This window comes from Streptomyces sp. NPDC088733, assembly GCF_044751185.1.
Lineage (GTDB): Bacteria > Actinomycetota > Actinomycetes > Streptomycetales > Streptomycetaceae > Actinacidiphila.
Genome location: NZ_JBIVLH010000015.1, coordinates 74,938 through 90,276, shown reverse-complemented (window position 1 = coordinate 90,276; position 15,339 = coordinate 74,938). Strand labels below are relative to the sequence as shown.

The following is a 15,339-nucleotide window of genomic DNA, read 5'->3' as shown; positions in this document are numbered from 1 at the left end:
CACACATCGGACAGGACAGGGAGAGGTGCAGTGAGCGAGCTCCGTATCTTGCGCAACTACATCAACGGAGAATTCCGCGACGCCACTGACGGGCGCACCACGGACGTGGTCAACCCGGTCACCGGCGAGGCTTACGCGACCGCCCCGCTGTCCGGTGCCGCCGACGTCGACGCCGCCATGGCGGCGGCCGCGGCCGCCTTCCCGGTCTGGCGCGACAAGACGCCCTCCGAGCGCCAGAAGGCGCTGCTGAAGATCGCCGACGCCTTCGAGGCGCGCGCGGACGAGCTGGTGGCCGTCGAGAGCGAGAACACCGGCAAGCCGATCGGGCTGACCGCGAGCGAGGAAATCCCGCCGATGGTCGACCAGATCCGCTTCTTCGCGGGCGCCGCCCGCATGCTGGAGGGCCGTTCCGCCGGCGAGTACATGGACGGGATGACCTCCATCGTCCGCCGTGAGCCGGTCGGCGTCTGCGCCCAGGTGGCGCCGTGGAACTACCCGATGATGATGGCCGTGTGGAAGTTCGCCCCGGCGCTCGCCGCGGGCAACACGGTCGTCCTGAAGCCCTCGGACACCACGCCCGCCTCCACCGTGCTGATCGCGGGGATCATCGGTGGCGTCCTCGCCGAACTGGACCTGCCCCAGGGCATCTTCAACGTGGTCTGCGGCGACCGCGACACCGGCCGGCTGATGGTCGAGCACGCCACGCCCGCGATGGCCTCCATCACCGGCTCGGTGCGGGCCGGCATGCAGGTCGCCGCCAGCGCCGCCAAGGACGTCAAGCGGGTCCACCTGGAACTGGGCGGCAAGGCACCGGTCGTGGTCTTCCAGGACACCGACATCGCCAAGGCCGTCGAGGACATCTCCGTCGCCGGCTACTTCAACGCCGGCCAGGACTGCACCGCCGCCACCCGCGTCCTGGTGCACGAGTCCATCCACGACGAGTTCGTCGCCCAGCTCGCCAAGGCCGCCTCCGACACCAAGACCGGCGCCCCGGACGACGAGGACGTGCTGTACGGCCCGCTCAACAACGCCAACCAGCTCGCCCAGGTCACCGGCTTCATCGAGCGCCTGCCCGCGCACGCCAAGGTCGAGACCGGCGGCCACCGGGTCGGCGACAAGGGCTACTTCTACGCCCCGACCGTGGTGTCCGGCCTCAAGCAGGACGACGAGATCATCCAGAACGAGGTCTTCGGCCCGGTCATCACCGTCCAGTCCTTCACCGACGAGGACCAGGCCGTCGAGTGGGCGAACGGCGTCGAGTACGCCCTGGCGTCCTCGGTGTGGACCAAGGACCACGCGCGCGCGATGCGCATGTCCAAGCGCCTCGACTTCGGCTGCGTGTGGATCAACACCCACATCCCGCTCGTCGCCGAGATGCCGCACGGCGGCTTCAAGAAGTCCGGCTACGGCAAGGACCTCTCCGCCTACGGCTTCGAGGACTACACCCGCGTCAAGCACGTCATGACCTCGCTCGACGGCTGACACCACCGGCACCAGCCTCCGCCACGGCCCCGGCGCGACCCCGCGTCCGGGGCCGCGGCACGTGCGCGTACGCTCCGGACCATGGAGGATCGAAGATCTCTTGAACAGCGCATACGCGCATGGCTCGTTGTCTTCGTGGTGTGCCTGGTGCTGAGCGGCGTGACCGCGTTCCCGCTCGTCCACGAGGTGCGGTGGCTGGACGGCTGGGACCTTCCCGGCTTCGCCGACGACTGGATCTCCCGGGTGCGGGAGGGGCTGGACGCCACCGACGCCCACTACCCGTTCCTGTTCTACGGAACCGACTGGCTGGCCTTCGCCCACTTGGTGATCGCCACCGCCTTCTACGGCGTCTGGCGCGACGCGGTGCGGAACATCTGGATCGTGGAGTGGGCCATGATCGCCTGCGCCGGGGTCGTCCCGCTCGCGGCGATCTGCATCCCGCTGCGGGGCCTGCCGCTGTGGTGGATGCCGGTCGACATGGCGTTCGGCGTCTTCGGTGTCGTCCCGCTGCTGATCCTGCGCCGCATGATCAAGCGGCTGGAGGCGATGCCTCCGGTGCCCGCCGCGCCGTCCGGGCCCCTGTCGGGCGCGGGCGCCCCGGCCTGAGCACCCGGCCGGACGCCCCGCCCGCCGTCACCGGCGGGCGGCAGGGTCCGGCCGGCCGCCGAGCTCGTCGAGCAGCACCTCGATGCGGTTGGAGGTGACGGCGTCCACGCCGAGCCGCTCCAGCCGGCGCATCGTACGGCGCAGGTCCGCCGTCCACGCGCCCACCAGCAGGCCCTCGCCGCGCGCCCACGCCACCAGCGGTCTGCGCACCAGCCCGAAGCGCAGATTGACCCAGCGCGGCCGCAACTCCGTGAGCAGCAGCGGGGGCACCGGCGCGGCGGTCTTCCAGGTGAGCGCGATCTCCGCGGCCGGGTCGCGGTCCCGGACGGCGAGCATCACCGCGGCCTCGCCGCAGTAGTACGTCCGGTCCTCCGCGCCCGCGTCCCGCACCGCGGCCAGGACCGCGGGCGCCGACTCCGGCACCGTCATGTCGACCAGCGCCCGGCACCCCTCGACCGCGCCCAGCGCCTCGTACAGCGTCGGGATCCCCGGCGGCAGGGCGGCCGCGGGCAGTCCGGCGAGAGCGGCGTCCACCCCCCACAGCCGCGTGAGGGTGGGATCGTGCAGCAGCACCGGCACGCCGTCGCGGGTCACCCGCACGTCCATCTCCACCGCGTACGCCCCCGCGCGCAGCGCGCTGCGCAGCGAGGGCAGGGTGTTCTCGCGGTGGCGGTACGGGTCGCCGCGATGGGCGACGGCTAGCGCTGCCATCCGGCCAGGTACGCGTCGATCTCGGCGGACAGCCGCGCCTTGCCGCCGGCGTCGAGGAAGGACGCCTCGACGGCGTTCCGGGCCAGCGCGGCCACGCCCGCCTCGTCCAGCTCCAGCAGCCGGGCGGCGACCGCGTACTCGGAGTTGAGGTCGGTGCCGAACATCGGCGGGTCGTCGCTGTTGACCGTGACGAGCACGCCCGCCGCGACCATCTGCTTGATCGGGTGCTCGTCGAGGTCGGCCACCGCGCGGGTGGCGATGTTGGAGGTCGGGCAGACCTCCAACGGGATGCGGTGCTCGGCCAGGTGCTCCAGCAGCCGCGGGTCCTGGGTGGCGCTGGTGCCGTGGCCGATGCGCTCGGCGCCCAGCTCGTTCAGCGCGTCCCAGATCGTCTGCGGGCCGGTGGTCTCGCCCGCGTGCGGCACGCTGTGCAGGCCCGCCGCGCGGGCACGGTCGAAGTACGGCTTGAACTGCGGGCGGGGCACGCCGATCTCCGGACCGCCCAGGCCGAAGCTCACCAGGCCCTCCGGGCGCAGTTCGGTCGCGATCCGCGCGGTCTCCTCCGCGGAGGCGAGTCCGGCCTCACCGGGGATGTCGAAGCACCAGCGCAGCACGATGCCCAGTTCCTTCTCGGCCGCCGTGCGCGCGTCCTCGATCGCCTCCACGAACGCCCGGTCCGGGATGCCGCGCCGCACCGAGCTGTACGGGGTCACCGTCAGCTCGGCGTAGCGGATGTTCTGGCGCACCATGTCGCGGGCGACCTCGTACGTCAGCAGGCGCACGTCCTCCGCGTCGCGGATCAGGTCCACGACGGACAGGTAGACCTCGATGAAGTGGGCGAAGTCACGGAAGCTGAAGTACTCGGCGAGTGCGGCGGGGTCGGAGGGCACCTTGGAATCCGGGTGCCGCGCGGCCAGCTCGGCGACGATGCGGGGCGAGGCGGAACCCACGTGGTGGACGTGGAGTTCGGCCTTCGGCAGCCCCGCGATGAAGGCGTCGAGGGCGGGCACGGTGTCGGACATGCGGTGATCCTCCTGAGCGGTCGGCGGCAACGGCCATCGTAGACGCGAAATTGTTGCGGTCCGCAGTCTTCGCAGGCCATAGCATTGCCCGACGTAGCCAGGAGGATCACCGCATGTCCGACGACCGCGAGACCCCGGCGCCCCACGACGCCGCCCCCGCCCAGCCCCCCGTCCCGCCGCCGGACGACACCCCCGACGACCGCACCCGGGCCTTCCGCCGTTCCCCGGCGGAGCCGCAGCCGGCGGCACCGGAGCCGGTCGGCCCGGCGGCCGAGGGCGTGTCGCCCGCCGGTCCGGTCGAGGGCGTTCCCACGCGTGAGTTGGGTGCGGCGGAGCCGGTCGGCCCGGCCGTCGAGAACGTGCCGCCCGCCGGTGCGGTCGACGGCGTTCCCGCGCAGGGGTTCGGCGCGGCGGAGCCGCAGGCCCCGGCCCCGGCTGACAACCCGTGGGCCCCGCCGGTGCCCGGGGCCGGACGGCCTGCCGGTCCCGTCGAGGCTGTCCCCGTGCGGGAGTTCGGTGCGGGGGAGCCGCAGGCAGCGGCACAGGTCGGCAACCCGTGGGCCCCGCCGGTGCCCGGGGCCGGGCAGCCGGCCGTGCCGCAGTCGGGGCCGTGGGGGTACCCCCTGGCCGCCGCACCGGCGCAGGCGCAGGGGGCGGGGGATCCGTGGGCGCCGCCGCCCATACCGCAGGCGCCCGGCGTGGAGATGACGAAGCGGCCCGTGCCCGCCGACGCGCCCGCGCCGCAGGCTCCGACGCAGCCGTACCCGTACGGCCCGTGGGGAGCCGTCCCGCCGCAGGGGCAGTACCCGGGCTACCCCGGATACCCGGGGTACGCCGACTACCCGGGCTACCCGGGCCACCCGGCCTACCCCGGCGGCCCGTACGGGGCCTGGGGGCAGCCCGCCCCGCGCAACGGGTTCGGGGTCACCGCGATGGTGCTCGGCATCATCGGGTCGATCCTCGGCATCGCGTGCTTCGGGGCGTTCCTCGGCCTTCCCCTCGGGCTGGCGGCGCTCGTCTTCGGCATCGTCGGCCTGCGGATCGTGCGCCGCGGCGAGGCGACCAACCGCGGCCAGGCGCTGACCGGCCTGATCCTCGGCATCGTGTCCGTGGTGGTCTCCGGAGCGATGATCGCGCTGGTGGTCGGCGGGATCGCCGGCGGCTGGTTCGACACGATGGACGACGAGCTGATCAGCGCGGACCAGGGCGCGTACGGCACGCCGATGGCGGCCGGCAGCCCCGTGACGTACGACGACGGCGTGGTGGTGACGGTGTCCGCCGCCCACGCGGCCGGCGGCGCGCCCGCGGACGCGGTCTCCGACGGTACGGCGGTGACGTTCACCGTGACCGTGGAGAACACCGGCGACCAGACCGCCGACATGGAGGACTCCGAGGCCAACGCGTACGCCGAGGAGGAGGACGACGACACCCTGGAGGACGTCACGCGGGGACGCGGGCTGCCCTCCGAACTGCGTTCCGGCGCGACGGTGACGTCCGACGTCACCGTGATCGTGCCCGACGACGACCCGGACGGCAGGTTCCAGGTCGAGATCGCCCCGGGCTACGACTACGACTACACCTACTGGGAGTTGCCGCTTCCCTGACCTGCCGCCGCGGCCGGCCTACCGCCGCACCGCCTCCAGCGCGAGCAGCGCCACGTGCAGCGACAGGCAGGACTCCACCTGGTCCAGGTCGACGCCGAGGACGCGCTCGACGCGGTGCAACCGGTCGTAGAAGGAGGGCCGTGACAGGTGCGCGGCGTCCGCCGCCGCGGACTTGTTGCGGCCGCTCTCCAGGTAGACGGCGAGGATGCGCACGAGGTCCGTGCCGTGCTCGGCGTCGTGCGCCAGCAGCGGGCCGAGTTCGCGCTCGACGTACGTCTGGAGGCGGGCGTCGTCGCGCAGCAGGTGCAGCAGTCCGCGCAGCCGTACGTCGGGCAGCCGGTAGTAGGCGCGTCCGCCGCCCGTCCTGCCCCCCTCCTGCCGGGCGCCGTGCAGTGCGGCGTCCGCGACCTGGGCGGCCTCCAGCAGGGTCCGGCGGGCGTCGCGCAGCGATCCGACGGAGGAGCCCGCGGCCATGACGAAGGCCGGGCCGCCGTCGGGGGCGGGCTCGGTGAGCCGGGTGAGGGCCGCGGCGAAGCCCTCCAGCGCGCTGTGCTCGTCGTCGGCGGGGCCGAGGGAGACCAGGACGCCGACCGCGCCGTCGTCGAGGGTGCCGGTGAGCGCGGTCAGCCCCCGGTCGCGCACGGCCTGGCCGGCGGTCTCGGTGAAGTCCCGCAACCTGGCCTGCGCCTCCAGGGCCGCGGCGACGCCCGCGCCGCGCAGCCGCAGCATGACGCCGACGAGGCGGCGCCCTTCCAGGGGCACGCCGATCGCCCGGGCGCGCAGGGCGACGTCGGAGACGGTGAGGGCGTGGGTGAGGATTCCGGACAGCAGCGTGCGGTGGGTCTGGCGTTCCAGCGACTCGCGGTCGCGTTCCAGCAGGCGGTTCAGGGCGAGGGTGGCGGCGCCGCGTTCCAGCAGCACGGTGTGCGGGTGCGGGCGCTGGTCCGCCGCCGGCGCGGGGTCCGGCAGCGGTTCCCCCACGACGACCAGCCGCCCCCAGTCGCGGCCGCGGGCGCCGACCCCGGTGACCAGCCAGCCGGTGCGGGGGTCGTGGCCGGTGCGCCCGGCCGGGGCGACGCCGCGGCTGCGCCGCTCCCAGCCGTCGAGCAGGGCCTGCGGGTCGTGGCCCGCCGGGTCGAAGGCGAGCACCTGGTGGGAGAGGTTCTCCAGGACGACGGGCGCGCCCGCGATGCGCGCGACCTCGCGGACGATCTCGTCGGCCTCGGCGCCCTCCACGGACAGCTCGTTGAAGGTCTGGTGGATCGCCTCGGAGGCCCGCAACTCGCTGAGCTGGGCGTCCACGACGTGCGCGTGCACGGCTTCGGTGACGGCGACGAACCGCACCTCGTTGCGGAGCGCGACGAGTGTCAGCCCGCGCCGCTCGGCGGCCCGCACCAGCGGCCGCGGCAGGGTGTCGGCGTACCGGCGGCCGAGTTCGACGACCAGGCCCGCGGCGCCGACGTCGGCGAGGTCGTCGATGTACCGGGCGAGCGGTTCCTTGTCCTCGGGGAGCATGACGCCCGTGGTCAGCACCAGTTCGCCGCCGTGCAGCATGCCGGCGATGTCGGCGAGTTCGCTGACGTGCACCCAGCGCACCGGCCGGCCGAGGCCGTCGGCGCCCGCGACGACCTGCGGCGACCCGCGCCGGAGCGCGTCGAGCTGCAGGACCTCGGCGACGGTGGGGAACACGGTGCGACCTCCGGTGGAGGGAAGGACAGGATCGGCGGGCTGACGGGGAGGCGCGCCCGCGGGCGCCACTGCCACCGTAGCCCGCAGGGTGTAAGGGCGGCCGGGGCACGGCATGCGATGTGTCGGTTGCCGGGCGCGGCCGGCGTTCGGCATTGTCCACGTCAGCGGCGCCACCGGATCGTCAGCGGTCGCCGATGAAGACAGATTTCGTCGCGTAACCAAAAGGAAACAACGGAATCACTTGTTGGGGCGAGCCTACTCTGTCAGGATCGTCCACCAATCCAGGCTTTGGCCACGCAGCCCGAGCGGATCCGAGGAGAAGACGATGGCCCTCAGTGCGCATGGCGCGTTCGATGTGCAGGAACGGTTCGCCGAGGGGGCCCAGTACATCGCCGGAGAACTCCGCCCGGGCACGTCCGGCCACGACCACACCGTGATCGACCCCGCCACCGGCAAGGCCGTGCACCAGTATGCGCTGGCCGGCACCGCCGACGTGGACGCGGCCGTCGCCGCCGCGAAGGCCGCCCTGCCCGGCTGGGCGGGCGCCACCCCCGCGGCCCGTTCCGACGCCCTGCACCGCTTGGCGGCCGTACTGGCGGAGCGGGCGGCGGAGTTCGCCTGGGCGGAGTCGCTGCAGTGCGGCAAGCCGCTGCGGCTGACCACCGAGTTCGACGTGCCCGGCACGATCGACAACACCGCCTTCTTCGCCGGGGCCGCCCGCCATCTGGAGGGCAGGGCCGCGGCCGAGTACTCCGGCGACCACACGTCCTATGTGCGCCGCGAGCCGGTCGGCGTCGTCGGGTCCGTCGCGCCGTGGAACTACCCGCTGCAGATGGCCGCCTGGAAGATCCTCCCGGCCGTCGCCGCGGGCAACACCATCGTGCTCAAGCCCGCCGAACTGACGCCGCTGACCTCGCTGATGTTCGCGCAGGCGGCCGGCGAGGCCGGCATCCCGGACGGCGTGGTCAACATCGTCACCGGCGCCGGCCGGCCCGCGGGCGAGCACCTGGTCGGGCACCCCGACGTCGCGATGACGTCCTTCACCGGCTCCACCGCCGTCGGCAGGCGCGTCGCCGAGATCGCGACCGCCACCGTCAAGCGCCTGCACCTGGAACTCGGCGGCAAGGCGCCCTTCGTCGTCTTCGACGACGCCGACCTGGAGGCCGCCGTGCACGGCGCCGTCGCCGGCGCCCTGATCAACACCGGCCAGGACTGCACGGCGGCGACCCGCGCCTATGTGCAGCGGCCCCTGTACGACGCCTTCGTCGCCGGGGTCGCCGACCTCTTCGCCGGCATCCGCGTGGGCGACCCCTTCGACGCCGCGACCGACCTCGGGCCGCTGATCTCGCACGCCCAGCGCGACCGCGTCGCCGGCTTCGTGGACCGCGCCCGGTCCTACGCCACGGTCGTCACCGGCGGCGAGACCCCCGCGGCGGCGGGCGCGTTCTACCGGCCCACGTTGATCACCGGCGCCGCCCAGGACAGCGAGATCGTCCAGTCGGAGATCTTCGGCCCGGTACTGGTCGTGCTGCCGTTCGACAGCGATGATGAGGGTCTGGATCTGGCCAACGACTCGCCCTACGGCCTGGCGGCGTCCGCGTGGACCCGCGACGTCTTCCGCGCCGGACGCGCCACCCGCGAGATCAAGGCGGGCTGCGTCTGGGTGAACGACCACATCCCGATCATCAGCGAGATGCCGCACGGCGGCTCCAAGGCCTCCGGCTACGGCAAGGACATGTCCGCGTACTCCTTCGACGAGTACACCCAGGTCAAGCATGTGATGTACGACAACACCGCGGTGGCCCGCAAGGAGTGGCACCGTACCGTCTTCGGCGACCGCTGACCCCGCCGCCGGCCCCAGGACCGCCCCCACCGGCCCGTACGCCCGTCCGTCCCACGCAATTCCGCCTCTGGAGGCAGCACCGCCATGGAGATGTTCGAGGGCCTGTCCGAGCCCGTACGCACCGCGTGGGAACGCAGCCTGGCCGGCGGGAGGGCCTCCCTCAGCCGGCGCCGGGTGCTGGGCGCCGGTCTCGGTGTCGCGGGCGCCGGGGCGCTGACCGCGTGCGGCATCCCGGCCGCCGCCGGCAACCGGGGCGGAGTGAAGAGCGACGACCTGTCCGACAAGGACAAGTCGCTGGTCTTCTCCAACTGGCAGCTCTACATCGACATGAGCGACGACGAGAAGCACATGCCGACCCTGGAGGCCTTCGAGAAGAAGACCGGGATCAAGGTCAAGTACACCGACGACATCACCGACAACGTCGAGTTCTTCGCCAAGATCAAGCCGCAGCTCGCGGCCGGCCAGTCCACCGGGCGCGACCTGGTCGTCCTCACCGACTGGATGGCGGCCCGGATGATCCGGCTGGGCTGGGCGCAGCCGCTGGACCCCACGTACCTGCCGAACGCCTTCACCAACCTGGAGCAGCGCTTCCGCAACCCGGACTGGGACCCCGGGCGCGCCCACTCCTACCCCTGGCAGGGCATCGCGACGGTCATCGCGTACAACGAGAAGGCCACCAAGGGGAAGAAGGTCGCCAGCATCTCCCAGCTGCTCGACGACCCCTCCCTCAAGGGCCGGGTCGCGATGCTGAGCGAGATGCGCGACACCATCGGCATGACGCTGCTCGACCTCGGCAAGCAGCCGGAGTCCTTCACCGCCGACGACTTCGACGCCGCCGTCGCCCGGGTCCAGAAGGCCGTGGACAGCAAGCAGATCCGCCAGTTCACCGGCAACGAGTACACCGACGGCCTGGCCTCGGGGAACATCGCGGCCTGCGTGGCGTGGGCCGGTGACCTGGTCCAGCTCCAGGCCGACAACCCCGAGATCAAGTTCGTGATCCCCGACGCCGGCTACCTGTACTCGACGGACAACATGCTGGTCCCGGCGGGCTCCAAGCACCGCAAGAACGCCGAGCTGCTCATGGACTGGTACTACCGGCCCGCGATCGCCGCCGAACTGTCGGCATGGGTCAACTACATCACGCCCTGCGCCGGCGTGTACGAGGAGCTGCTCAAGATCGACAAGGACGTGGCCGACAACCCGCTGATCATTCCCAACGCGGAGATGAAGGCGAAGGCCCATCCCTTCCGGTCCCTCACCGCCGACGAGGAGACCGCCTTCGAGGGCAAGTTCGCCAAGCTCATCGGCGCCTGACCGGCCACGCAGACAGGGACTCGACGACATGACCCAGCAGACCGCATCGCCCACCGACAAGCCGGCCGGACCCGGCGGCCCCGCCGGCGGCGCCGTGACACTGACCGGCCTCGGCAAGACCTACGGCGACTTCACCGCCGTGCACCCGCTCGACCTGACCATCCCCGAGGGCTCCTTCTTCGCCCTCCTGGGCGCCTCCGGCTGCGGCAAGACCACCACCTTGCGCATGGTCGCCGGACTGGAGGACCCGACCTCCGGCACCGTCCGCATCGGGGACCAGGACGTCACCGCACTGCCGCCCTACAAGCGCCCGGTCAACACCGTCTTCCAGAACTACGCCCTCTTCCCGCACCTGGACATCCACGAGAACGTCGCCTTCGGCCTGCGCCGCCGCGGCATCAAGTCCGTGAAGAGCCAGGTCGAGTCCATGCTCGACCTGGTCGAGCTCGGCCACCTCGCCCGCCGCAAGCCGCACCAGCTCTCCGGCGGCCAGCAGCAGCGCGTCGCCGTCGCCCGCGCCCTGATCAACCACCCCAAGGTGCTGCTGCTCGACGAGCCGCTGGGCGCCCTGGACCTCAAGCTCCGGCGCCAGATGCAGCTGGAGCTCAAGCGCATCCAGACCGACGTCGGCATCACCTTCGTGCACGTCACGCACGACCAGGAAGAGGCCATGACCATGGCCGACACCATCGCGGTGATGAACGCCGGCCGCATCGAGCAACTCGGCGCCCCCACCGACCTGTACGAGAACCCGCGTACCACCTTCGTCGCGAACTTCCTCGGCCAGTCCAATCTGATCGAGGCCCAGATCTCCGGCACCAGTGGCGACGACCTGCTGCTCAGCGTCGGCGACCGGCGGCTGGTCATGCCCGCCGCGCGCTGCGCCGCCAGGAGCGCGCAGTCCGGCGACAAGGTCCTCGCCGGGGTGCGGCCCGAGAAGATCACCATCGTGCACGCCGACGACGCCGAGGGCATCCCCTCCGGACGCAACTCCATGACCGGCCGGATCGTGGACGCGAGCTTCATCGGGGTCTCCACGCAGTACGTCGTCAACAGCCCCTGGTGCCCCGAACTCGCCGTCTTCGCGCAGAACGTGGAGCGCGACGGCCGCCTGGTGCCCGGCGCCGACGTCGTCCTGCACTGGAGCCCGGCCCACACCTTCGGCCTCGACGCCGCCCAGGACATCGAGGCGGGGGAGGTCAGCGCGTAATGGCCGCCCTCTCCCCGGCACCCGCGGGCGCGCCCGCGCAGCTCCCGCCGGCACCCCCCGCCGCGGCCGCCGGACGCCGCAAACTCGTCCCGTACTGGCTGCTGCTGCCCGGCATCCTGTGGCTGCTGGTCTTCTTCGTGGCCCCGATGGTCTACCAGGCCTCGACCTCCGTGCAGACCGGTTCACTGGAGACCGGCTACCGCGTCACCTGGCACTTCGCGACCTACTGGGACGCCTTCCAGGAGTACGACGTCTTCTACCTGCGGTCGCTGGTCTACGCGGGCATCGCCACCGTGCTGTGCCTGGCCGTCGGCTACCCGCTCGCGTACACCATCGCCTTCAAGGCCGGCCGCTGGCGCAATGTGCTGCTGGTGATGGTCATCGCGCCGTTCTTCACCAGCTTCCTGATCCGGACCCTGGCCTGGAAGACGATCCTGGCCGACGACGGCGTCGTGGTCTCGGTGCTGGACAAGCTGCACATACTCAACGCGACCGCCGCGCTCGGCCTCACCGCCGACGACCGCGTGCTCGCCACGCCGCTGGCGGTGGTGTGCGGACTGACCTACAACTTCCTGCCCTTCATGATCCTTCCGCTGTACACCTCGCTCGAACGCATCGACCCGCGGCTGCACGAAGCGGCCGGCGACCTGTACGCCCGCCCGTTCACCACCTTCCGCAAGGTGACGTTCCCGATCTCGCTGCCCGGCGTCGTGGCCGGCACGCTGCTCACCTTCATCCCGGCCTCGGGCGACTACATCAACGCCGAACTGCTCGGCAGCCCCAGCGAGCAGATGATCGGCAACGTCATCCAGTCGAAGTTCCTGACGGTGCTCGACTACCCGACGGCCGCCGCGCTGTCGTTCATGCTCATGGCCGTGATCCTGGTGATCGTCTCGGTGTACATCCGCAAGGCGGGAACGGAGGAGCTGGTCTGATGCCCGTTCTCACCTGGGTGCGCCGCCACCTGGTCGTCTTCGCCGGCGTCGCCGCCCTGGCGTACATGACGCTCCCCAACGTCATCGTCCTGATCTTCTCCTTCAACCAGCCCAAGGGCCGCTTCAACTACTCCTGGAACCACTTCTCGCTCGACGCCTGGCAGAACCCCTGCGGCGTCGGCGACATGTGCGACTCGGTGTCGCTGTCCCTGGAGATCGCCGTCCTCGCCACGATCGGCGCCACCGTGCTGGGCACCATGGTCGCCTTCGCGCTCGCCCGCCACCGCTTCCGCGGCCGCGCGCCGGTCACCGGGCTGATCTGGCTGCCGATGGCGATGCCCGAGATCGTCATGGGTGCCTCGCTCGGCACCCTCTTCCTCAACATGCGCATCCAGTTCGGCTTCTGGACCATCCTCATCGCGCACATCATGTTCTGCCTCAGCTTCGTGGTGACGGCGGTCAAGGCGCGCGTGATGAGCATGGACCCCCGGCTGGAGCAGGCCGCCCAGGACCTGTACGCCACACCGTGGTCCACGTTCTGGCGGATCACCTTCCCGATCGCCGCGCCCGGCATCGCGGCCGGCGCCCTGCTGAGCTTCGCCATCTCCATCGACGACTTCATCATCACGCAGTTCAACGCGGGCCCCACCACGGTGACTTTCCCGATGTTCGTCTGGGGCGCCGCCCAGAAGGGACTGCCCGTCCAGGTCAACGTCATCGGCACGCTGATGTTCGTGGTGGCCGTGCTCTGCGTGGTCGCCGGACAGCTGCTGGGGCGCCGCAGGAAGGCCCATACGTAGGCCGGACACGACATGTGTCGGCCCCGACCCCCCGCATCCCCAAAGGTGTGAGAACCCATGGATCCAGCCCGTTCGCTCGCCGACGCGCAGCCGACACCGTACTGGCTGGAGGACCCCGGCAGGCCGCGGGCCGGATCCGCGCTCGTCGGCGACGAGCACTGCGACCTGCTGGTGGTCGGCGGCGGCTACACCGGGCTGTGGACCGCGCTGCTGGCCAAGGAGCGCGACCCGCGGCGCGATGTCGTCCTCGTCGAGGGCAAGGAGGTGGGCTGGGCGGCGTCCGGCCGCAACGGCGGCTTCTGCGCCGCCAGCCTCACCCACGGCCTGGCCAACGGACTCGCCCGCTGGCCGGGCGAGTTCGCCGCACTGCACGAGCTCGGCAACCGCAACCTCGACGGCATCGAGGAGGCGGTCGCCCGCTACGCCATCGACTGCGACTTCGAGCGGACCGGCGAGATCGACGTGGCCACCGAGCCCTACCAGTTCGACGCCCTGCGCGCCGCCGCCGAGGAGGCGGCCCGGCACGGCGTCGAACTGGAGGTGCTCGACCGCGAGCAGGTGCGCGCCGAGGTCGACTCGCCCACCTTCGTCGGCGGCCTGTGGGACCGCACCGGCGTCGCCATGCTCCATCCCGCCAAACTGGCCTGGGGCCTCAAACGCGCCTGCGAGGAACTGGGCGTACGGGTCTACGAGCACACCCGCGCCACCGGACTGGCCCGCAACGGCTCGGGCATGGCCGTCCGCACCCCGTACGGACGGATCTTCGCCCGGCACGTCGCGCTCGGCACCAACGTCTTCCCCTCGCTGGTCAAGCGCGTACGCCACTACGTCGTCCCGGTCTACGACTACGCCCTGATGACCGAGCCGCTCAACGCCGGCCAGCTCGGCGCGATCGGCTGGAAGCGGCGCCAGGGACTCGGCGACAGCGCCAACCAGTTCCACTACTTCCGGCTGACGGCGGACCACCGCATCCTGTGGGGCGGCTACGACGCCATCTACCCCTACGGCGGGCGCCTGGACGCCGCGCGCGACGAGCGCCCGGAGACCTACCTGAAGCTCGCCGGGCACTTCTTCCGCTGCTTCCCCCAGCTGGAGGGTGTCCGCTTCACCCATGCCTGGGGCGGCGCGATCGACACCTGCTCGCGCTTCTCGGCCTTCTTCGGCACCGCCCACGGCGGACGGGTGGCCTACGCCGCCGGCTACACCGGCCTCGGCGTCGGCGCGACCCGCTTCGGCGCCGACGTGATGCTCGACCTGCTGGCGGGGGAGACCACCGGGCGCACGGCGCTGGAGATGGTGCGCAGCAAGCCGATGCCCTTCCCGCCCGAGCCGCTGGCCTGGGCCGGGATCGGGCTGACCAAGTGGTCGATGGGCCGCGCCGACCGCAACGCGGGCCGCCGCAACCTGTGGCTCAAAGCGATGGACCGGCTCGGGCTCGGCTTCGACAGCTGAGGCCGGAGCACCCGGCGGGCCCCTCCCGGCGGCCTGTGACGGGAATCACCGGCGAAAGATCCGAAAACTCGCGTAATGATCGGCCCCCGCGCCCCTCTCACCGTGTGACAGGCATGAACACACACACGGAACGGAGGAACCGGCATGGTCGGCACCGGCGCGCGCGGCGCGGTCGAATGGCTGGTTTCCGTGGCACCCGACCCCGAGACCACCCGGTGGGAATGGGAGCGCAACCCCCTCGGGGTGACGCTCCTGCCCGCCGGGCGGCTCTGGGACGTCCTCATCCTCACCGGCGAGCTCGGCTACCCCACCCTCGACGTGCTGACCCGGCTCGTCGACCGGACCGGACCCGTCCTGGCCGACTTCGGCGACTCCCGCATGGGCTTCCTCGTACCGCCGGGCACCGCCGCCCGCTGGATCGGCACCGGCGTGCGCACCGCGGGCAACGGCACGTGGATCGTCGTGCCCTACCCGGGCCGGGCGACCGGCGGTGTGCGCTGGCTCGTCCCGCCGGACGGCACCGGCCACCTCACCGACCCCGGCGTCCTCGAACTCGCCATGCACGAGGCCGCCGCCCATCTCGCGGTGCACCGGCCCCGCGACACGGAGGAGTGAGGCGGGGGGCCGCGGGCCCGGTGCGCGACACTGGTTCCATGATCCGTTCCGGACAC

Annotated in this window: 13 protein-coding genes; 10 read left to right on the top strand and 3 right to left on the bottom strand. The window is 72.1% G+C overall.

Annotation, left to right across the window (positions count from 1 at the left end):
• Window positions 1-30: 30 nt before the first annotated feature.
• Both ACIP64_RS26055 and ACIP64_RS26050 read left to right on the top strand, forming a co-directional pair.
• Window positions 31-1,482, top strand: a complete 1,452-nt coding sequence (locus tag ACIP64_RS26055; protein WP_401591312.1) for a gamma-aminobutyraldehyde dehydrogenase — start codon at window positions 31-33, stop codon at window positions 1,480-1,482.
• A gap of 81 nt (window positions 1,483-1,563) precedes the next feature.
• The gene (locus ACIP64_RS26050; RefSeq protein WP_401591309.1) at window positions 1,564-2,088 is read left to right on the top strand and encodes a hypothetical protein; all 525 of its coding nucleotides are present in this window, start codon (window positions 1,564-1,566) and stop codon (window positions 2,086-2,088) included.
• Window positions 2,089-2,115: 27 nt separating this feature from the next.
• Here ACIP64_RS26050 and ACIP64_RS26045 read toward each other — a convergent pair whose 3' ends face one another.
• Window positions 2,116-2,799, bottom strand: a complete 684-nt coding sequence (locus tag ACIP64_RS26045; protein ID WP_401591306.1) for a glycerophosphodiester phosphodiesterase — start codon at window positions 2,797-2,799, stop codon at window positions 2,116-2,118.
• A complete protein-coding gene (locus ACIP64_RS26040; protein ID WP_401591304.1) occupies window positions 2,787-3,821 on the bottom strand; it encodes an adenosine deaminase in 1,035 nt (344 codons plus the stop codon). Before ACIP64_RS26040 ends, ACIP64_RS26045 begins: the two co-directional genes overlap by 13 nt.
• A gap of 113 nt (window positions 3,822-3,934) precedes the next feature.
• Between ACIP64_RS26040 and ACIP64_RS26035 the strand changes: the two genes are divergently transcribed.
• Window positions 3,935-5,425, top strand: a complete 1,491-nt coding sequence (locus ACIP64_RS26035) for a hypothetical protein (RefSeq protein ID WP_401591301.1) — start codon at window positions 3,935-3,937, stop codon at window positions 5,423-5,425.
• An 18-nt stretch (window positions 5,426-5,443) separates the two neighbouring features.
• Here ACIP64_RS26035 and ACIP64_RS26030 read toward each other — a convergent pair whose 3' ends face one another.
• Window positions 5,444-7,114, bottom strand: coding sequence for a PucR family transcriptional regulator (locus tag ACIP64_RS26030; protein WP_401591298.1), 1,671 nt, complete (start codon window positions 7,112-7,114; stop codon window positions 5,444-5,446).
• A gap of 325 nt (window positions 7,115-7,439) precedes the next feature.
• Here ACIP64_RS26030 and ACIP64_RS26025 point away from each other — a divergent pair, with 325 nt between their 5' ends.
• The 7 genes from ACIP64_RS26025 (at window position 7,440) to ACIP64_RS25995 (ending at window position 15,283) form a co-directional block, all read left to right on the top strand.
• Complete coding sequence (locus ACIP64_RS26025; RefSeq protein ID WP_401591295.1) at window positions 7,440-8,957, top strand: gamma-aminobutyraldehyde dehydrogenase; 1,518 nt, start codon at window positions 7,440-7,442, stop codon at window positions 8,955-8,957.
• 84 nt (window positions 8,958-9,041) lie between these two features.
• Window positions 9,042-10,271 carry a spermidine/putrescine ABC transporter substrate-binding protein gene (locus ACIP64_RS26020; RefSeq protein WP_401591292.1) on the top strand — a complete coding sequence of 410 codons (1,230 nt, stop codon included), beginning with the start codon at window positions 9,042-9,044 and terminating at the stop codon, window positions 10,269-10,271.
• A 28-nt stretch (window positions 10,272-10,299) separates the two neighbouring features.
• Entirely contained in the window at window positions 10,300-11,481 is a 1,182-nt protein-coding gene (locus ACIP64_RS26015) for an ABC transporter ATP-binding protein (protein WP_401591289.1), read from the top strand.
• Entirely contained in the window at window positions 11,481-12,416 is a 936-nt protein-coding gene (locus ACIP64_RS26010; protein ID WP_401591285.1) for an ABC transporter permease, read from the top strand. The genes ACIP64_RS26015 and ACIP64_RS26010 overlap by 1 nt, the downstream gene beginning before the upstream one ends.
• Entirely contained in the window at window positions 12,416-13,216 is an 801-nt protein-coding gene (locus ACIP64_RS26005) for an ABC transporter permease (RefSeq protein ID WP_401591282.1), read from the top strand. The genes ACIP64_RS26010 and ACIP64_RS26005 overlap by 1 nt, the downstream gene beginning before the upstream one ends.
• Before the next feature lie 57 nt (window positions 13,217-13,273).
• On the top strand, window positions 13,274-14,668 hold the full coding sequence (locus ACIP64_RS26000) for an NAD(P)/FAD-dependent oxidoreductase (protein ID WP_401591279.1): 1,395 nt from the start codon (window positions 13,274-13,276) through the stop codon (window positions 14,666-14,668).
• A gap of 144 nt (window positions 14,669-14,812) precedes the next feature.
• Window positions 14,813-15,283 (top strand): hypothetical protein, encoded by a 471-nt coding sequence (locus ACIP64_RS25995; protein WP_401591276.1) that lies wholly within the window; start codon window positions 14,813-14,815, stop codon window positions 15,281-15,283.
• The last annotated feature ends 56 nt before the right edge of the window (window positions 15,284-15,339 follow it).